Below are 16,991 nucleotides of genomic sequence, written 5' to 3'. Positions count from 1 at the left end.
CCGATAAACGCTCGCCTTAGCCTAACGCGCCTTGAGCGTGCGAACCAGAGCGGGATGACAGGGCCCGTTAAGGCGTAGGCGGGGCGTCAGGCACGGCCACCACCGCGACGCGCACCTCGTAATGCTTGGCGCTGCCCGCCGGGATCACCGCCGTCAGTTTGTTGATGGTCTCCACCGGATTGTCGCTGGCCGAGGTGGCGCAGAACAGTTCGCCGCCGTGGCAGAACCCCGGTTTGGGCGGGTGCCCGCCCGGGAAAGACGGCATGCGCATCGGTTCATCCGCCGCGGGCGGCAACGCTTTGGCCGCAGGCGCCTCGGGGGCCGACATCGCGCTCGCGCTGAACAACAGCGCCATGCCCATGCAGGGCAGCGCCAGGATCTTGATTGCTTGTTTCATTGAATTAGCCTCATTTGCCGGGTTCGGGATTACGCTACCCCGCCCCCGGCCCATGAGAAAGCCGCTTTTCGCTACCTTTTCGCCCCGCTACGTTTTGCTTACATCCCGCGTCTAACGTGATGAAAGGCAAAAGGTGGCGTAAAGGGCCGCCGTGTTACTTACCGTTCGTCAGCGTGTTATAGCTGGTCATCAGGTTGCGGTAGTCCGGGATATGGTTGGAGAACAGCGTGCCCAGGCCTTCGATGTCGTTGCGCCAGTCGCGGTGCAGCTCGCAGGCGACGCCGAACCAGGTCATCAGCTGCGCGCCGGCGGCTTCCATGCGGCTCCAGGCCGACTGACGCGTCAGCTCATTGAAGGTGCCGGAGGCGTCGGTCACCACGAAGACCTCAAAGCCTTCATTGAGCGCCGACAGCGCCGGGAATGCCACGCACACTTCGGTCACCACACCGGCGATGATCAGCTGTTTACGGCCGGTGGCTTTTACCGCCTTGACGAAGTCGTCGTTGTCCCAGGCGTTGATTTGGCCGGGGCGAGGAATGAAAGGGGCATCGGGGAATTGGGCCTTCAGCTCCGGCACCAGTGGGCCGTTGGGGCCGTTTTCGAAACTGGTGGTCAGAATGGTCGGCAGATTGAAGTACTTCGCTAAATCACCCAGCGCCAGCACGTTGTTTTTAAACCGATCGGGATCGATATCGCGCACCAGCGAAAGCAGCCCTGCCTGATGATCCACCAGCAATACGGCGGCCTGGTCCTTGTCGAGGCGCTTATAATTTGCAGTCATGGTTTTACTCCTGTGGGGGTTGATGTTGCGGATGAAACGCCCCGCCGCTGGGACGGGGCGTTGAGGTTTAAGTGTAGCGCCTGAGCCGGGGAACACGTCCCGTCCCAGGCGCCAAGGTCAACCGGCGCTTGCTTCGGCGTTCATGCTGCCGAACTTGCCGCTGTTGAAGTCGCGGAACGCCTGCTGGATTTCCGCGTCGCTGTTCATGACGAACGGGCCGTAGCCGACGATAGGCTCATCGATCGGTTCGCCGCTCAGCACCAGCAGCGCGACGTCGTTGTTGGCTTCAATAGTGATCGAATCTCCCGCCCGGTCGAAACGCACCATTTGGGTTTCGCGCACCACCTCTTCGCCGTTGACCAGGATCGCGCCGTGCAGCATCACCAGCGCCAGCGTATGGCCTTCTTTCACCGTCAGCGTGGTGGTGTGGCCGGCATTCAGCTTCATATCCCACACGTTGAGCGGGCTGAAAGTGCGTGCCGGGCCGGCGTGGCCGCCAAAGTCACCGGCGATCACTCGCACCTGCCCTGCGCCGTCCGCCAGCGGAACCACCGGAATATCGGCGTTCAGCAGCGTCTGGTAACCGGGCTCGGCCATTTTGTCCTTGGCCGGCAGGTTGACCCACAGCTGCACCATTTCCATGGTGCCGCCCTTGCGCGAGAAGTCCCGCGAATGGAACTCTTCGTGCAGAATGCCGGAGGCGGCGGTCATCCACTGGACGTCGCCGGGGCCAATCACCCCGCCGCTGCCGGTCGAGTCGCGGTGTTCCACTTCGCCCTGATAGACGATGGTCACCGTTTCAAACCCGCGATGCGGATGCTGACCCACGCCGCGGGTGCCGGAGGCAGAGCGGAATTTGGTTGGCGCCGCATGATCCAGCAGCAGGAACGGGCTCATTTCCGCCCCCAAATCGTTATAAGAGAACAGCGAATTCACCAGGAAACCGTTACCGACCCAATGTGCTTCCGGGCTGTTGTGAATACCGAGGATTTTTTTCATCTTGAACTCCCGTTTCAGACCTCACGGCCTTAAGTTGATGGCAGAAGTTTAATCTGCCGGGGTTTGCTGCAGTAGTAGGCAAGATGTACACTCAGCGTTCTACTGGTAGAACGATAAGGGATAAGATGCTGACCGATCTGAACGATCTGTTTTTCTTCGCCAGCGTGGTCGATCACCAGGGATTTGCTCCCGCCGGCCGGGCGCTGGGCATTCCCAAATCCAAGCTCAGCCGCCGCGTGGCGCTGCTGGAAGAGCGGCTGGGCGTGCGCCTGATCCAGCGCTCGACGCGGCGTTTCTCGGTGACCGAGGTCGGCCAAAACTATTACGCGCACTGCAAGGCGATGCTGGTGGAAGCGGAAGCGGCGCAGCAGGCGATCGAACAGACGCGCGCCGAGCCCTGCGGCACGGTGCGCATGTCGTGCCCGGTGGCGATCCTGCACACCCGCGTCGGCAACATGGTGGCGGCCTTTATGGCCGACTATCCGAAGGTGACGGTGCATCTGGAGGCCACCAACCGCCGAGTGGACGTGGTGGGGGAAGGGTTGGATCTGGCGATCCGCGTGCGGCCGCCGCCGCTGGAAGACAGCGATCTGGTGCTGAAGATCCTGGCGCAGCGCACCTGGTGCGTCGCCGCCAGCCCGGCGCTGGTGCGCACCCTCGGGCCGGCGCACACGCCGGAAGACCTGCGTAAATACCCGACGCTCGATCTCGGCCCGGCGCGCGCTCAGCACCAATGGCGGCTGACCGGCCCGCAGGGTGAACGGATCGAGTGGGAACACACGCCGCGGCTGGTCACCGACGACATGCTGATGCTGCGCACCGCCGCCATCGCCGGCGCCGGCATCGTTCAGCTGCCGGCGATGATGATGCGTGACGACATGCTGCGCGGCGAACTGGTCCAGCTGCTGCCCGGCTGGCAGCCGCAGGGCGGCGTGGTGCATGCGGTCTACCCGTCGCGCCGCGGTTTATTGCCGGCGGTGCGGCTGCTGCTCGATTATCTGGGCGAGCAGTTCGCCAGCATCGAAGAGGAGTGATCAGGCGGTAATTTCGATCGCGTTGCCGTCCGGATCGCGGATGACGGCCTCATAGAAGCCGTCGCCGGTCCAGCGCGGCGCGGACTGCAGGATACCCTCCTGCTGCGCACGCTGCGCCAATCGATCGACCTGCCGTTCATCCCCCAGCGACAGCGCGATGTGCGCCCAGCCTACCCGTTCTTCCTGGGCCGGCGCCGGCAACAGCGTCGGCACGCGCATGATCTCCAGCGTCGGCCCGGCCGCCAGGCTGACGAAACGGGAAACAAACCCCGGCCGGTTGCGGCTGACGTACTCCTCACCCGCCTCACCGTTGAAATAGCGCTGCCAAAACGCCAGCTGCGCGTCGATATCACGGGTCCACAGGGCAACATGGGCTATTTTCATCATCATTCTCCGGTCGGTAAATCGCTGTGCCAAACCTGGCCGCCGCCCTGCGCCACCTGCAGCTCGAGCTGCGGGTGCGCGCCGCGCGCCGTCACCAGATGATCCACCCGCCCGGCGGGCAGGAAGGGGTAAGGGGCGTAGGTATTGAGCTTGTCGCGGGTACACAGCACCGCCACGCTGCCGGCGCGCGTCAGCAGCCGCTTTTTGAAGGTGGCGTCCTGGTAGCTCAGCGCGGAGAAGCCGCCGTCCGGGTCGTAGGCGCAGATGCCGGTGAACACCAGATCGAAGTGGAAACCGTCTATCTCTTCCGCCGCCTTGGCGTCCACGCAGCCGCCGACCTGCGCATCCAGCTCACCGCCGATCAGGATGGTGCGGATCCCCGGCCGTTCCAGCATTTTGCCGGCGATGCTCAATGCATTGGTCACCACCGTCAAACGCCGATCGCGCGGCAACAGATCCGCCAGATACAGGTGGGTGCTGCCGGCATCGAGGAAGATCAGCTGCTCTTCACCGATCAACCCCAGCGCGGTCTGCGCCAGCGTCAGCTTCTCATCGCCGCTGAGCGTCATGCGCGCCGCAACGGGGCCTTCGGCCGGCGTCGGCGCCAGCGCGCCGCCATAGATACGTTTACACAGGTTCTGCGCCGCCAGCTGGCGCAGATCGCGGCGGATGGTGGCTTCGGTGGTATTCAACCGCAGCGCCATCTCCAGGGCCAGCACCCGCCCCTGTTGGCGAAGCGCGTCGAGAATGGCCTGGTGGCGTTCATTCGGTAACAGTTTGGACATCGCGTAAATCCGGTGACGCTAAAGTGATCACGAATGTACACAAACGTACACAATCGAACAATCATTTTTTTCGCCACGCTGAAGCGGCGGCACTCGTCTAGACTGAGAGTGACATCACCGATAAGGGATTATGACGCGATGACCTCCGCCGTGCTTTATACGCTGTTTCCCGCCGCAGCCACCGTCATCGGCGCTGCGGTGGCACTCTATCGCCGCCCCGGTGCCGCCACGATGCGCGTCATCCATCACTTTACCGCCGGCATCGTTTTCGCCGCCGCCGCCACCGAAATCCTGCCCGATCTCAAGCAGCAGTCGCCTGTGGCCGTGTTGCTGGGCGGCGCTGCGGGGGTGCTGTTAATGCTGCTGGTTAGGCAGCTGGGTGAAAAAGCGCAGGGGCCGGTCGGTTTTATCGCCGCGGTCGGCGTCGATATCTTTATCGATGGGCTGGTGCTGGGTATTGCCTTCGCGGCTGGCGCCAAGGCCGGTCTGCTGTTGACACTGGCGTTAACGCTGGAAGTGCTGTTCCTGGGGTTGTCGATCGTCGGCGATTTGAAAGACTTTCTCGGCAGGCGGCTGCGGGCCATGGCGGCGATAGTCGGCCTGGCGCTGCTGCTGCCTATCGGTGGCCTGCTGGGGGCGCCGGTGGCCATGCTGGGCGCATTTTGGCTGACCGCCTTTTTGGCCTTTGGCCTGATCGCCCTGCTCTACCTGGTCACCGAAGAGCTGCTGGTCGAAGCGCATGAAGGCGGAAAAGAGACACCGTTCGCCACCGCGATGTTCTTTGCCGGCTTCCTGCTGCTGTTGCTGTTAGAGGAAGGTTTGGGGTAAAAAAGCAGGAATTTCATGGCGCATGCCGCCCGGAGGCAACGCTTTGGCTATACTGAGGCAGGCGAAGTTACCGCAGACGTAACGGCTTGGGCGTAAAGGGAAAACGATGTTATTGACGATCGCAAGGTGGCTGTTTCAACTCCCCGGGAAGCTGTTCGGGCTGATTTTTAAAAATCGCCTGAGGATATTTTTGTTCTTTATGCTGGTCGCCATCGCGGTGCTCGGCGCCAAGCGCTATCTGCGCGCTCACCAATATGACGACGAGTTCAGCCTCGCCGCCCCCACCGATTACAACCGCGCGATAAAGCGCGAAATGCCGCTGCGCGAGGCGCGTGAACAGTGCGGCGGGCCGCTGCACGACAATGCCGGGCAGCCGTGGCCCGCCTCAGCCGGTTATCTGCATCAGCCGACGCGGCTGCCCGCAACCGGTCTGCATCGGCTGACGCTGGATAATCAGGGCAACGATTTCGCGGTGCTGGTCAAGCTGGAAACGCCGACGGCGCCGCAACAGCTGGCGGAAGTCTTTATTCCGCCCGCCGGCAGCTTCGAGGTGAAAATCAATGCGGACGCGGAACACGTCATGAAAATCAAGAACATCAAGACCGGCTGCATGTTCCGCTCCCGGCCGTTCAACCTGGATAAACAGAGCGATTGGCGCATGCCGCTGACGCTACAAAAAGACGGCAGCCTGCAGCTGCAGTCGATAGGGGATCACCAATTCTGATCGGGCGCCGGGCGGAAGAGCCGGCGCCGCGAGGGTTACTTTTTCACCGGGTGATCGCGGCGGAACAGTTCCCAGCTTTCAATTTCCTGCCCACTCGGCAAGGTACAGGTGGAATACTGGCCTGCCGCGTTCTCTTTGGCATTCAGCTTGCCGCCGATTTGGGTGCAATACACGTCGGCCGGGTTCGCCATGCCGATCGGTTTCACCTGCGGCGGTGGCGGCGCATCGTTGGATTTCACGGAACACCCCTGCAACATCGTCATCCCTGCCAACAGGGAAAGCATCAACGTTTTTTTCATTTTTCCAGCTTATGCAAAAAGAACGGCGGAGCGCTCCGCCGTTCGCTCATCATGAAATAAAGGATTTGCCCTGTTTCAGCACCAGATCGCAGGCTTTTTGTTTCACCTTCTCGGTGATCTGCGAGGTGCCCAGGCTGTTCAGATCCAGGCTCTTGCCTTCGCCGGTTTGCAGCAAGCCGCCCAGGCCCTGCTGATAATCCTGGCTCTTGGCGTTTTCGGTGCTGGTGATGCCCAGCTTGCTGAGCAGCTGATCTTTCACCCCTTCGGCACCGTTAGCCGACAGCACGTTGTTTTTCACGCAGTACTGCAGGATACCGGCGGCATTGGTCATGCTGCTGGAGCTCAACGCCTTGTCGCCACCGTTCAACAGGCCGGTCAGCGAGGAGAGCGACATGCCGCCGCTGCTGTCGCCGCCCGACTTGCTCAGTTCACCCGCCGCGCTACTGAGGGAATCCATCAGCCCGGCGGCCTGGGTGGCGCCGCTGGCCAAGGTAGCGGACAGCGCCAAGGCCAGCAGTAAACGATGTTTGGTGATCATAGTGGTGAAACTCCTGTAATAACGGCATGCGATCGGCGCAGCGCGCCGGGATACCCTTCCGACGCCGCCGGCGGCGACAAGTTCCTTTTATCTCGCCGCCGCGCCGTTTTTCGGAATTCAGGAAATTTAGAACTGCCAGCGCAGCCAGGCGAAGAACACGTTGCCGTTGTTATAAGTGCCGGGAATGTAGGTCGCCTGGAACGTCAGCCGCTGATAGCCGATAGAGGCCAGCGGCAGCGGGGCCGGGATAGGAATGTATTTCCAGTTATCACGCGCGGTGACGCTGGCGGTGAAGCCCAGCCCCAGGCGGAAATCCTTGTCATCCAGCGGGCGCCAGATCTTCTCGTAGGCGTAGCCGCCGATCGGCTCCCACTTGTTGAAGGAATCCTTAAACGCCATGATGTAGATGCCGTGCCAGTCACCGTCGCTGTCGTAGCGGGAGATACCGTAGCCGGCCCCCCACGGGCGCTCGTTGTACTTATCGATCTTCTCGTCGTCGTAAGTCCAACGGTTGTGCCAAGTGATGGCCGGGATATAGAGATCGTGGTTAGGCGAGTTGTTCCAGGTCTCCGCCACGTTATGGGTAAAACGCTGCCATAGACCCGGTTTTTCAGCCTGCGCGGTATTGCCACTTTCTGTACCAACCTCAGCGTAAGAAGGCAGTGCAGGAAATATCAACGCCAGAGAACATGCCAAAAGAGTCCGTTTGAGAAACATCGTAAAGCTCCTGTAAAAATACGGCCGCAGATTTTTACCGATAGCCCAGGCAAGATCAAGCTGTATCTAATTTATCCAACGCCCGTTATGCTTTGGTTAAGTTTAGCACCGGAAAATTCCCGATAACTTTTAACAGGTTGCACCGGCCTGCGTATGCTATCGCCTTTCGGGCGGCAAAGCCGTGGGAAAAATCCGCTTTGTCGCACACGACTCGCGGGCAAGGTGCTTGACCAACACATCGACATCGAGACGGTTCACAAACTCCAGGGAATAAGAGGAATAGAGACCGAACAGGCGATTTTGGTGCCCGACCACCACCAGATCGATACCGGCCTGATGAATGAAATCGCTGACGTCCTTAAAGCGCCGGATAGTGACGATTTCCTTGACCGCAACCGGCGCCTCGACGGCGCTCACCAGCCGGCTCAGCATCGCCTTGGCGGCGATCACCTCCTGCGCCTGGCGATCTTTGACCAGCGCATCGCTGCCGTACTCCAGCTCCGCATAGTCGGCGTTAAGGTGGCCGACGGTGATGGCGATCGGCAGCCCGCCCACCATCGCCACCGTTTGACGCAGCAACGGCAGCCCATCGCGCTCATCGTGAATCAGTACCAGAATGTGTCGATAGCTTTTCATCGCTCTTTCCCCCGTTGGTCAGTGCCATTGAGGCACTGCCCTCTTTGGTAGGTATACGCCATCTGCGCGCACGTAGAGAAAAGTTTACGTATCACTTCCCACGGAATGTGATGGCCACCACGTTATCTTAACCCCCGTGGCGGCGTATTTTAACGCCGGCCCGACGTGGCGCGCACCGCCGTCCCCGTCAAGTAAAGCTGACGGAAACCGACGAATAAAAAACGATCCTTGTTAATTTTTTGTTTTTAATTGGTTACGGGATAGTTTCTTGAAATAAGCGTGCGGCAGATCACCAAAATCCCCCTTTGCGTCAGCGTCGGCTTTTCTTTTCCAGGCTTACTGCCGGGTACCGCCAGGCAGGATTTAACGCGGCATCAAAAGTACCGGTAAACTCCCCCTGCATCATGACCAATGCCAACGCGGCGCCGTTTCTCTGCTGATATTCCATCAAGGAAAAATACCGCCGCACGCCAATACACAATACCCCTACTTTTTATGTCTTACTCAATCGCGTAAAGCGCCGAATACAAACCGCCCATTTTCCGGCTGCCAACCCGGTCTTGAACAAGTCGACGCTTTAAATAACTGTTAAAGCTAACGACACAACATCGCCAGCAATTTATTTTTGCTGATTTTCGCCTGACAAAAAAAGATAAATAATCCGGAGCAATCAATGAAAATAACTATCGGGTCATTCATTCTGCAACAGCTTCACGCCCTGAACGTCGATCGTATTTACGGCGTGCCCGGCGACTATAACCTCAGCCTGCTGGAGCTGCTGGAAAGCGACGACCGATTGGCGTTTATCGGCAACTGCAATGAATTGAACGCCGCCTACGCCGCCGACGGCTACGCCCGAATGAAAGGCGCCGGCGCGCTGATCGTCACCTACGGCGTCGGCGATCTGGCCGCGCTGTCCGGCATCGCCGGTGCCTATGCCGAATCCTCGCCGGTGATCTGCATTGCCGGCACGCCGCCGCTGCACGCGATGAAGAATCATCAGCTATTGCACCATACCCTGGGCGACGGCAATTTCGACAACGTCATGAACTGTTTTAAACAATTCACCGTTGCTCAAGCCTTGATAACGCCGGAAAATGCCGCGCAGGAAATTCCGCGCGTTATTTCCCGCGCCTGGATAGAGAAGAAACCAGTCTATTTACAGCTGCCTTCCGATATTTGCGACGTCGAAATTGAAATCACCGCAGCCGCAGCGGCGCCGCAGTTGCCGGCCAGCGATAAATACAATGTGCAACTGGCAGCGATGGCGCTGTTAACCAAAATAAAACGCGCGCAGCGCCCAATCATGTTGGTCGACCAAATGGTGGATCGCTATCAGCTGCAGCAGCGGGTGATCGAGGTCGCTCATCGCTTTGCCATTCCGCTGACCAATATGCCGACCGCCAAATGCATTATTCCGGAAGATACCGCCGGTTGGATGGGCGGCTACAGCGGCAACCTGTCGCGCCCCGAACTGTATGAGCGCATGGCCCACTCGGACTGCGTGCTGAGCTTCGGCGTGCGTCTGGTGGACTCCACCACCGGCTATTTCTCGCAGCAAATTCCCGCCGCCGCTCAGGTGGATATCCAGCCGTTCTCGCTGAAGCTGGACAACACCTCCTACCCAGCGGTGGCGACGGCGGATCTGCTGCAGGCGCTGCTGGATCTGAGTGAAGACACGCCGGTACAGCCCCTGGCGCCGCTGCCCGATCCGCGTGAGAAGCTGGCGACGCCGAGCGATACCCCCATCGATCAGGCCTATCTGTGGCAACGGATCCAGCGATTTATCCGGGCGGATGACGTGGTGGTGGTGGAAAACGGCACCTCGGGCGCCGCCATCGGCGGCATGCGCATGCCCGGCGGCGTCAAGGTGGTCAACCAACCGATCTGGGGTTCGATCGGCTATACCCTGCCGGCGCTGCTCGGCACCCTGATGGCGGCGCCGGAGCGCCGGCACCTGCTGTTCATCGGTGACGGCTCCTTCCAGCTCACCGCGCAGGAAGTGTCTACCCTGCTGCGCTGCGAGCAAAAGCCGATCATCTTCCTGATCAACAACGACGGCTACACCATCGAACGGTATATCCTCGGCGAAAACTCGTCCTACAACGACATCGGCCCGTGGGACTACGCCAAACTGCCGGCGGTGCTGAATACTCAGGCGCAGCCGTTCAGCGTGGCGGTGGAGACCACGCAGCAGCTGGAAATGGCCCTGGAACGCGCCTCGCGGCAGGATCGGCTGGCGTTTATCGAGGTGAAAGTGCCGATGATGGACACGCCGCCGGTGATGAAAGAGTTCTGCAATCGCTGCAACAGCTTTAACTTCGGCCTGACCAACCCACGCCGCAGTGCCTGAGGCGCGGTCGCGCCGCCGGTGGTTCAGGCCACCGGCGGCGTTTTTTTATGTCATTATCCGCCGGCGCGCGCCATACAGCGCTGGCGGCGTTCGTCCACCCGCTTGGCGAACCAGGCAGTGGTCAGCTTGCGGGTGATTTTCGGGCTCTCCAGCTGAATACCCGGCAGCATCTCACGCGGCAGCTTGCCGCCCGCCAGCGCGTAGACCTTCTTATACAGGTCGGTGTCGGCAAAGCCGGCCGTGTCGCCTTTCTCGAGCGCCCGGCGAATGGCGCTGTCGCTCATGTTCAGGCGCTTGCCGAGCGTGCGCACCGCCAGCTCGGTCGAGCCGGGCTTATCGCTGCCGAAGTCGATAAGATCGCCGTCCAGCGCCAGCGGGATCGCGCTCGCCCGGCTGACCGCGTTTTGGAACGCCGCGTTACGGCTGGCGTACCAGCCGGCGTTGAAGTCGGCAAAGCGATAAATCGGCCGGCTGTAATCGGCCGGATACCCCAGCAAATGCATAATGCCGAAGTACATACCGCCGCGCCGGCTGAAGACTTCGCGGCGAATCGAGCCGTCGATCGGATAAGGGTACCCTTTGGCGTGCGCCTCGGCGAAGGCGACGCTCACCTGCATCGGGCCGCCGGTATGTACCGGGTTTAAATGCCCGAACAGCTTCTGCCCCATCGGCACGCGGTCGATCATGTCATCGAAGATATCGCTCAGATCCTTCTCGGTGCGCACCTTATCCAACCGCTCGCTGTAGCTCTGCCCGTTCGACGACGAGATCTTCAACGCGGTGTGCACCAAAAAGTTCGGGATGTGCATCTGATCGGCACGGCGATCGATCTCCTTCCAGGCGATCTTCGGCAGCCCCGGCACCTGCGGGTTGGCCTGGAACGTCGACTCCTGTTCGGTCACCGCCAGCACCGAGCACAGGTTCTCATCGCTCGGCTCGATGCCCTGCGCGGCAAAGGCGGCGGTAATATCGGTGGCCCAGCCCCGACGATCGCCGGCGTTGGCCGGGATCAGCGTCATCAGTCGGGCTTTGACATCGGCGGGGCGCGCCGCCGGCGCCGTGGTGGGGGTTTTACTGGTACAGCCCGCCAGCGCCAGCAGCGCGGCCAGGCTCAGCCAACGGAAGGGCGTCGGGTGAAATAAACGAGATATCGGCATCTTTTCCCTGAACGTGATGACATGAACAGCACTGAAATTAGCCCAGCCGCCGCGCACAATCCAGTATAAAGATATCGCCGCGCCTTTCCGTCAGGCCGCTATGTTCAAATGCCCCATAAAGATGTATTTTATATGCATTATATAAATCACTTTGCTTGCCCAGCCAGAGGAGCCCCTTATGGAGCAGCAGCTGCTTTGCTACAAAACCCTGCCGGAATGGAACAGCGACACACTGCCGGAAGCCTTCCGCCAGCGCCACAACACCCAGAGCGGCACCTGGGCGAAGCTCACCGTCCTGAGCGGCAGCCTGACGTTCGCCATGATGACCGAAGACGGCGCCACCACCGAGACCTGGCAGTTCAGCCCCGAAAGCCAGCCGCCGTTTATCGCACCGCAGCAGTGGCATCGCATCGTTTCCTTCTCGGACGACATGATCTGCCGGCTGGCGTTTTACTGCACGCCGGAAGATTACTACCACAAGAAATACGAACTGACACGCACCCACTCTGAAGTGATCGAGGCGGCGGCGCGCATCGCGCCGGGCAAGGCGCTGGATCTGGGCTGCGGCGGCGGCCGCAATTCGCTCTATCTCAATTTGAAAGGTTTCGACGTCACCGCCTGGGACAAGCACGCGCCGTCGATAGACCGCCTCAATCAAATCATCGACGCCGAACAGCTGACCCGCCTGAGCGCCAGGGTGCAGGATCTCAATACCCACCGCTTCAGCGGCGAATACGACTTCATCCTGTCCACCGTGGTGATGATGTTCCTCGAACGCCAGCAAATCCCGCCTATCGTGCAAAACATGCAGGACAGCACCGTGCGCGGCGGCCATAACCTGATCGTGGCGGCGATGGATACCGAGGATTATCCCTGCCCGCTGCCGTTCCCGTTCACCTTCAGCCCGGGTGAGCTGAAGCATTATTATCGCGACTGGGGGATCCTCAAATACAACGAAGACGTCGGCCAACTGCACAAGACCGACGCCGCCGGCAACCGCATCTCGCTGCGCTTCGCCACCCTGCTGGCACGCAAGCTATAGCGCGTCGTGAAAGATCACCCCCAGCGTGTGGCGTTGGCCGGCGCGTATCCGGCTGACGCCGTGGCGCAGATTGACCCGATAGTAGCCTTTCACTCCCGCCACCGGCCGGTGATGCACGGCGAACACCACCGCGTCGCCCTGCTGCAGCGGCACCACCTCCGGCCGGCTCTGCATCCGCGGCCGCTGTTCGGTCAGCACGAATTCGCCGCCGGTGAAGTCCCGTTCAGGGGCGGAAAGTAAAAACGCCACCTGCAACGGAAACACCCGCTCGCCGTACAGATCCTGATGCAGGCAGTTGTAATCCCCCGCTTCGTAACGCAACAGCAGCGGCGTCGGCCGCCGTTGGCCGGCCCGGTGGCATTCGGCCAGGTAGGCCTCGTGTTCGGCGGGATAGCGCACCGTCAAGCCCAATAAGGTATTCCAGCGGTTGGCCACCGGCGCCAGCCGTGCATACATCAGGCTGCGCACCTCGGCCACCGGAAGCGGCAGCGGATAGGCGAAATACCGGTACTCGCCGCGGCCAAAACCGTGCCGCGCCATCACGACGCGGCTGCGGAAGTGCGCATCGTGCGGGTAGAGCGCCGCCAGCTCGCGGCACAGGTCTTGGCTGAGCACGCCTGGCAGCCGCGCGCAGCCCTGCGCATCGAGTTCGCGTTCAATCACCGCCCAGTCCAATTCGGCCAGCCGCGCCCCCAGCGGGCCGCTCATCGCTGCGCCTCTTTTTCCAGCAAGGCTTGCTTGCGCTCGACGCCCCAGCGATAGCCGGACAGGGCGCCGTCGTTGCGCACCACCCGGTGACAGGGGATCGCCACCGCCAGCACGTTGGCAGCGCAGGCGCCGGCCACCGCGCGCACCGCTTTGGGCTCGCCGATGCGCCGGGCGATATCGGCATAGCTGACGGTTTCGCCGACCGGTATCGCCCGCAGCGCCTGCCAGACCCGCTGTTGAAACGCGGTGCCGCGAATATCCAGCGGCAGCGCCAGCCCGTTCTCCGGCGCTTCAATCAGCCCCACCACCTGCGCCATCAGCGCTTCATACTGCGCGTCGCCGCCGATCAGCTCGGCATTAGGGAACTTGTCCTGCAGATCCTGCACCAACCGCTGCGCATCGTCCCCCAGCAGAATGGCGCAGATGCCCACCTCGCTCTGCGCCGCCAGGATCTCGCCCAGCGAACAGCGCCCGACGGCGAAATGGATGCGCATGCCTTTGCCACCCGCCCGGTAGGCCTTCGGCGTCATGCCCAGCGCGGCGTTGGCTTGCTGGTAGAAGCGGCCGTTGGCACCATAGCCGGCGTCGAAGATCGCGTCGGTCACCGTCTCCTGCTGCGTCAGACCGGTGCGCAGCCGTTGGCTGCGCTGCGCGTCGGCATAGCCTTTCGGCGTCAGGCCGGTGATCGCTTTGAACAGCCGGTGGAAATGGTATTGGCTCAACCCGACGTGGCGCGCCAGCGTCTGCAACGACGGCGCTTTCTCCGCCCGTTCGATATAGCGGCAGGCCTCGGCTATCTGCCGCGCATGCTGCTCCGTCAACGGCGTCAGCCCCTGGCGGCAGCGCTTGCAGGGCCGATAACCCGCCGCTTCCGCCTGCTCAGCGTCGTCGAACAGCTCCACGTTTTGCCGGTTCGGCTGGCGTGACGAGCAAGAAGGCGAGCAATACACGCCGGTGGTTTTCACCGCGTAGATAAAGCGGCCGTCGGCGTGCTTATCGCGGCTGACGATCGCCAGCCAGCGCGGATCGGCGCTGTCGATTACGTTTTTCATCATCCGTTCCTCACTGCGGTTTCGATGTTAACCAGCATAGTGACGGGCCGTTGGCGAAACACGCCGACTCTTGCTTTTTAATTCGGCGCCGACGTTTTCAACAATGTTTCGACAATTTTTAACCAACAACATGAAGTTTATTACGTTGCCAACCCGGTTGCACAGCGTTAGGATCGCGGCCGGCCACGGGCGTGGCCAGTGTTTTTGCCTGTTAGTTGCGCGCATGGAGAGGTTATTGTGTTAGAGAGTTTTGGCGTCCTGAATTTATGGACCTATTTGGCCGGGGTGGTCTTCATTATCATTCTGCCGGGGCCGAATACGCTGTACGTGCTGAAAACCGGCGTATCGCGCGGCGTGCGCGCCGGCTACACCGCGGCGCTCGGCGTGTTCATCGGCGATGCGATCCTGATCTTCTGCGCCTATATCGGCGTGGCTTCGCTGATCCGCACCACGCCGTTCCTGTTTACCCTGGTGCGTTTTCTCGGCGCGATTTACCTGCTGTTCCTCGGCGCAAAAATCCTCTACGCCACCTTCGTGCAGAAGGCGCAGGCGCAACAGCAGCAGATTGAGGGCGGCCACAGCATTCTGCGCAAGTCGCTGACGCTGAGCCTGACCAACCCGAAAGCTATTCTGTTTTACGTGTCGTTCTTCGTGCAGTTTATCGACTTCAACTACGCGCACACCGGGCTGTCGTTCACCATTCTGGCGCTGATCCTCGAAGCCGTCAGCTTTATCTACATGAGCACGCTGATCTTCTCCGGCGCGATGCTGGCGCATTTCTTCAATCACAAGAAAGGCCTGGCGAAGCTCGGCAACGGCCTGATCGGCCTGCTGTTCCTCGGCTTCGCCACCCGTCTGGCGACCCTGAGCTCGTGATCCCTCCCGGCCGGCGCCCGCCGGCCGCGGTTTACTCCTTCGTCACGGCAAAATGACACGCAGGGCAAACCGAATGTCAGGCAGACCAAAGCCGCCGCTTTCCCGCTGATCTAGACTTGCAGGGTTAACGATAACCTGATGAGCCTGATCGGAGGATGTATGTCTGACAATACCGTAGCCGTGCTGGATAGCGTGTCGCGTTTTCTCGATCGTCAGCATGGGCTGTATATCGACGGCCAGTGGCGCGCGTCCGCCGCGGAAGACCGCCTGGCGGTGTATAACCCCGCCAATGGGCAGCAGATCGCCACCACCGCCGACGCCAACGAACACGACGTCGCGCTGGCGGTGCAGTCCGCCCACAAAGCCTTCAGCGAAGGCGTCTGGGCGCAGCGCCTGCCGGTAGAGCGCGAACGCATCCTGCTGCGCTACGCCGATTTGGTGGAGCAACACGCCGAGGAGCTGGCGCAGCTGGAAACCCTGGAGCAGGGCAAATCCATCAACATCGCCCGCGCCTTCGAAGTCGGCAGCACCCTGAACTGGATGCGCTACACCGCCGGTCTGGCAACCAAAATCACCGGCCAGACGCTGGACGTCTCCATTCCGATGCCGCCGGGCGCCAAATATCAGGTTTATACCCGTAAAGAGCCGATTGGCGTGGTCGCCGGCATCGTGCCCTGGAACTTCCCGCTGATGATCGGCATGTGGAAAGTGATGCCGGCGCTGGCGGCGGGCTGCTCCATCGTCATCAAGCCGTCGGAAACCACCCCGCTCACCCTGCTGCGCATGGCCGAACTGGCGAGCGAAGCCGGCGTGCCGCCGGGCGTGTTCAACGTGGTCACCGGCCGCGGCACCCTGTGCGGCAAGGCGCTGACCGAACATCCGCTGATCGCCAAAGTCAGCTTTACCGGCTCCACGCCGGTGGGCAAAAGCATCGCGCGCGCGGCGGCGGATCGCCTGACCCGCGTGACGCTGGAGCTGGGGGGCAAAAACCCGGCCATCGTGCTGAAAGACGCCGATCCGCAGCAGGTGATCGAAGGCCTGATGCTCGGCAGCTTCCTCAACCAGGGGCAGGTGTGCGCTGCCAGTTCGCGGATTTATATCGAAGCGCCGATCTATGACCAACTGGTGGCCGGTTTCGAACAGGCGGTGAAATCGCTGTCGGTCGGGCCGGGAATGGACACCGGCGCGCAAATCAACCCGCTGGTGTCGCTCGCGCACCGCAACAAGGTGGCGGCCTACCTGGACGACGCCCGGGCGAAAAACGCCGAGCTTATCGGCGGCGCGGCCGGGCCGGATGCCAACGGCTTCTACATCCCGCCAACGCTGGTGATCAACCCGGACGACAGGCTGAACCTGACGCGCGAGGAAGTGTTCGGCCCGGTGGTTAACCTGATTCGGGTAGCGAGCGCCGAAGAGGCATTGAGCAAGGCCAACGACACCGACTTCGGGCTGACCGCCAGCCTGTGGACCACCAGCCTGCAGAAAGCGATGGCGCTGACGCCGCGCATTCAGGCCGGCACCGTGTGGGTCAACACCCATACGCTGATCGACCCGAACATGCCGTTCGGCGGGTTCAAACAGTCGGGCAGCGGCCGTGACTTCGGCCCGGATTGGCTGGATGCCTACACCGAAACCAAATCGGTCTGCATCCGCTATTGAGTGAAGCGGCGCGGGCCTGGCC

At 61.4% G+C, this 16,991-nt stretch carries 19 protein-coding genes; 7 read left to right on the top strand and 12 right to left on the bottom strand.

From position 1 onward, the window contains the following. Positions 1 to 67: 67 nt before the first annotated feature. The 3 genes from C3F38_RS07025 to C3F38_RS07015 form a co-directional block, all read right to left on the bottom strand. Positions 68 to 397, bottom strand: coding sequence for a hypothetical protein (locus C3F38_RS07025; RefSeq protein WP_055317002.1), 330 nt, complete (start codon positions 395 to 397; stop codon positions 68 to 70). A gap of 154 nt (positions 398 to 551) precedes the next feature. Then, positions 552 to 1,178 (bottom strand): isochorismate family cysteine hydrolase YcaC, encoded by a 627-nt coding sequence (gene ycaC, locus C3F38_RS07020; protein ID WP_004928476.1) that lies wholly within the window; start codon positions 1,176 to 1,178, stop codon positions 552 to 554. Between the two features lie 117 nt (positions 1,179 to 1,295). After that, complete coding sequence (locus C3F38_RS07015; protein WP_038873171.1) at positions 1,296 to 2,177, bottom strand: pirin family protein; 882 nt, start codon at positions 2,175 to 2,177, stop codon at positions 1,296 to 1,298. Between the two features lie 125 nt (positions 2,178 to 2,302). Here C3F38_RS07015 and C3F38_RS07010 point away from each other — a divergent pair, with 125 nt between their 5' ends. Continuing rightward, positions 2,303 to 3,211, top strand: coding sequence for a LysR family transcriptional regulator (locus C3F38_RS07010; protein ID WP_055317001.1), 909 nt, complete (start codon positions 2,303 to 2,305; stop codon positions 3,209 to 3,211). Here C3F38_RS07010 and C3F38_RS07005 read toward each other — a convergent pair whose 3' ends face one another. After that, positions 3,212 to 3,595 carry a VOC family protein gene (locus tag C3F38_RS07005; protein ID WP_047730786.1) on the bottom strand — a complete coding sequence of 128 codons (384 nt, stop codon included), beginning with the start codon at positions 3,593 to 3,595 and terminating at the stop codon, positions 3,212 to 3,214. Between the two features lie 2 nt (positions 3,596 to 3,597). Continuing rightward, on the bottom strand, positions 3,598 to 4,380 hold the full coding sequence (locus C3F38_RS07000) for a DeoR/GlpR family DNA-binding transcription regulator (RefSeq protein ID WP_055317000.1): 783 nt from the start codon (positions 4,378 to 4,380) through the stop codon (positions 3,598 to 3,600). Positions 4,381 to 4,518: 138 nt separating this feature from the next. On the opposite strand from C3F38_RS07000, the gene C3F38_RS06995 reads away from it, so the two are divergent. After that, positions 4,519 to 5,208, top strand: coding sequence for a ZIP family metal transporter (locus C3F38_RS06995; RefSeq protein ID WP_047728778.1), 690 nt, complete (start codon positions 4,519 to 4,521; stop codon positions 5,206 to 5,208). A gap of 106 nt (positions 5,209 to 5,314) precedes the next feature. Next, positions 5,315 to 5,932: a hypothetical protein gene (locus C3F38_RS06990; protein WP_055316999.1), complete on the top strand. Its 618-nt coding sequence runs from the start codon at positions 5,315 to 5,317 to the stop codon at positions 5,930 to 5,932. Positions 5,933 to 5,967: 35 nt separating this feature from the next. On the opposite strand, the gene C3F38_RS06985 is transcribed toward C3F38_RS06990, so the two are convergent. The 4 genes from C3F38_RS06985 to C3F38_RS06970 form a co-directional block, all read right to left on the bottom strand. Then, a complete protein-coding gene (locus tag C3F38_RS06985; RefSeq protein ID WP_004940597.1) occupies positions 5,968 to 6,231 on the bottom strand; it encodes a DUF333 domain-containing protein in 264 nt (87 codons plus the stop codon). Between the two features lie 49 nt (positions 6,232 to 6,280). Then, positions 6,281 to 6,769, bottom strand: coding sequence for a DUF2501 domain-containing protein (locus C3F38_RS06980; protein WP_015376789.1), 489 nt, complete (start codon positions 6,767 to 6,769; stop codon positions 6,281 to 6,283). 126 nt (positions 6,770 to 6,895) lie between these two features. Then, complete coding sequence (gene pagP / locus C3F38_RS06975) at positions 6,896 to 7,486, bottom strand: lipid IV(A) palmitoyltransferase PagP (RefSeq protein WP_038873159.1); 591 nt, start codon at positions 7,484 to 7,486, stop codon at positions 6,896 to 6,898. A 156-nt stretch (positions 7,487 to 7,642) separates the two neighbouring features. After that, positions 7,643 to 8,122: a universal stress protein gene (locus C3F38_RS06970; protein ID WP_038873156.1), complete on the bottom strand. Its 480-nt coding sequence runs from the start codon at positions 8,120 to 8,122 to the stop codon at positions 7,643 to 7,645. 673 nt (positions 8,123 to 8,795) lie between these two features. Between C3F38_RS06970 and C3F38_RS06965 the strand changes: the two genes are divergently transcribed. Further along, positions 8,796 to 10,475, top strand: a complete 1,680-nt coding sequence (locus C3F38_RS06965) for an alpha-keto acid decarboxylase family protein (protein WP_038873155.1) — start codon at positions 8,796 to 8,798, stop codon at positions 10,473 to 10,475. Between the two features lie 53 nt (positions 10,476 to 10,528). Here C3F38_RS06965 and C3F38_RS06960 read toward each other — a convergent pair whose 3' ends face one another. Then, positions 10,529 to 11,632, bottom strand: coding sequence for a DUF1615 domain-containing protein (locus tag C3F38_RS06960; protein ID WP_048232793.1), 1,104 nt, complete (start codon positions 11,630 to 11,632; stop codon positions 10,529 to 10,531). Positions 11,633 to 11,810: 178 nt separating this feature from the next. Between C3F38_RS06960 and tehB the strand changes: the two genes are divergently transcribed. Then, positions 11,811 to 12,674, top strand: a complete 864-nt coding sequence (gene tehB, locus C3F38_RS06955) for an SAM-dependent methyltransferase TehB (protein ID WP_038873152.1) — start codon at positions 11,811 to 11,813, stop codon at positions 12,672 to 12,674. Here tehB and C3F38_RS06950 read toward each other — a convergent pair. Both C3F38_RS06950 and ada read right to left on the bottom strand, forming a co-directional pair. Continuing rightward, positions 12,669 to 13,382 carry a 2OG-Fe(II) oxygenase gene (locus tag C3F38_RS06950; protein WP_055312109.1) on the bottom strand — a complete coding sequence of 238 codons (714 nt, stop codon included), beginning with the start codon at positions 13,380 to 13,382 and terminating at the stop codon, positions 12,669 to 12,671. The two genes, tehB and C3F38_RS06950, sit on opposite strands and share 6 nt — an antisense overlap. After that, on the bottom strand, positions 13,379 to 14,434 hold the full coding sequence (gene ada, locus C3F38_RS06945) for a bifunctional DNA-binding transcriptional regulator/O6-methylguanine-DNA methyltransferase Ada (protein ID WP_055316998.1): 1,056 nt from the start codon (positions 14,432 to 14,434) through the stop codon (positions 13,379 to 13,381). Before ada ends, C3F38_RS06950 begins: the two co-directional genes overlap by 4 nt. Positions 14,435 to 14,671: 237 nt before the next feature. Here ada and leuE point away from each other — a divergent pair, with 237 nt between their 5' ends. Together leuE and C3F38_RS06935 are read left to right on the top strand one after the other, a co-directional pair. Then, on the top strand, positions 14,672 to 15,310 hold the full coding sequence (gene leuE, locus C3F38_RS06940) for a leucine efflux protein LeuE (protein ID WP_016928933.1): 639 nt from the start codon (positions 14,672 to 14,674) through the stop codon (positions 15,308 to 15,310). A gap of 159 nt (positions 15,311 to 15,469) precedes the next feature. Next, a complete protein-coding gene (locus C3F38_RS06935; protein WP_055312108.1) occupies positions 15,470 to 16,969 on the top strand; it encodes an aldehyde dehydrogenase family protein in 1,500 nt (499 codons plus the stop codon). Positions 16,970 to 16,991 lie beyond the last annotated feature (22 nt).

The sequence above is a fragment of the Serratia sp. SSNIH1 genome, from assembly GCF_002935055.1.
GTDB lineage: Bacteria > Pseudomonadota > Gammaproteobacteria > Enterobacterales > Enterobacteriaceae > Serratia > Serratia nevei.
This window is presented reverse-complemented; position numbering and strand designations above follow the sequence as displayed.

Coding starts and splice junctions, on each gene's coding strand:
- C3F38_RS07025 (WP_055317002.1), bottom strand. CDS start 397: ATGAAACAAGCAATCAAGATCCTGGCGCTGCCCTGCATGGGCATGGCG.
- ycaC (WP_004928476.1), bottom strand. CDS start 1,178: ATGACTGCAAATTATAAGCGCCTCGACAAGGACCAGGCCGCCGTATTG.
- C3F38_RS07015 (WP_038873171.1), bottom strand. CDS start 2,177: ATGAAAAAAATCCTCGGTATTCACAACAGCCCGGAAGCACATTGGGTC.
- C3F38_RS07010 (WP_055317001.1), top strand. CDS start 2,303: ATGCTGACCGATCTGAACGATCTGTTTTTCTTCGCCAGCGTGGTCGAT.
- C3F38_RS07005 (WP_047730786.1), bottom strand. CDS start 3,595: ATGAAAATAGCCCATGTTGCCCTGTGGACCCGTGATATCGACGCGCAG.
- C3F38_RS07000 (WP_055317000.1), bottom strand. CDS start 4,380: ATGTCCAAACTGTTACCGAATGAACGCCACCAGGCCATTCTCGACGCG.
- C3F38_RS06995 (WP_047728778.1), top strand. CDS start 4,519: ATGACCTCCGCCGTGCTTTATACGCTGTTTCCCGCCGCAGCCACCGTC.
- C3F38_RS06990 (WP_055316999.1), top strand. CDS start 5,315: ATGTTATTGACGATCGCAAGGTGGCTGTTTCAACTCCCCGGGAAGCTG.
- C3F38_RS06985 (WP_004940597.1), bottom strand. CDS start 6,231: ATGAAAAAAACGTTGATGCTTTCCCTGTTGGCAGGGATGACGATGTTG.
- C3F38_RS06980 (WP_015376789.1), bottom strand. CDS start 6,769: ATGATCACCAAACATCGTTTACTGCTGGCCTTGGCGCTGTCCGCTACC.
- pagP (WP_038873159.1), bottom strand. CDS start 7,486: ATGTTTCTCAAACGGACTCTTTTGGCATGTTCTCTGGCGTTGATATTT.
- C3F38_RS06970 (WP_038873156.1), bottom strand. CDS start 8,122: ATGAAAAGCTATCGACACATTCTGGTACTGATTCACGATGAGCGCGAT.
- C3F38_RS06965 (WP_038873155.1), top strand. CDS start 8,796: ATGAAAATAACTATCGGGTCATTCATTCTGCAACAGCTTCACGCCCTG.
- C3F38_RS06960 (WP_048232793.1), bottom strand. CDS start 11,632: ATGCCGATATCTCGTTTATTTCACCCGACGCCCTTCCGTTGGCTGAGC.
- tehB (WP_038873152.1), top strand. CDS start 11,811: ATGGAGCAGCAGCTGCTTTGCTACAAAACCCTGCCGGAATGGAACAGC.
- C3F38_RS06950 (WP_055312109.1), bottom strand. CDS start 13,382: ATGAGCGGCCCGCTGGGGGCGCGGCTGGCCGAATTGGACTGGGCGGTG.
- ada (WP_055316998.1), bottom strand. CDS start 14,434: ATGAAAAACGTAATCGACAGCGCCGATCCGCGCTGGCTGGCGATCGTC.
- C3F38_RS06935 (WP_055312108.1), top strand. CDS start 15,470: ATGTCTGACAATACCGTAGCCGTGCTGGATAGCGTGTCGCGTTTTCTC.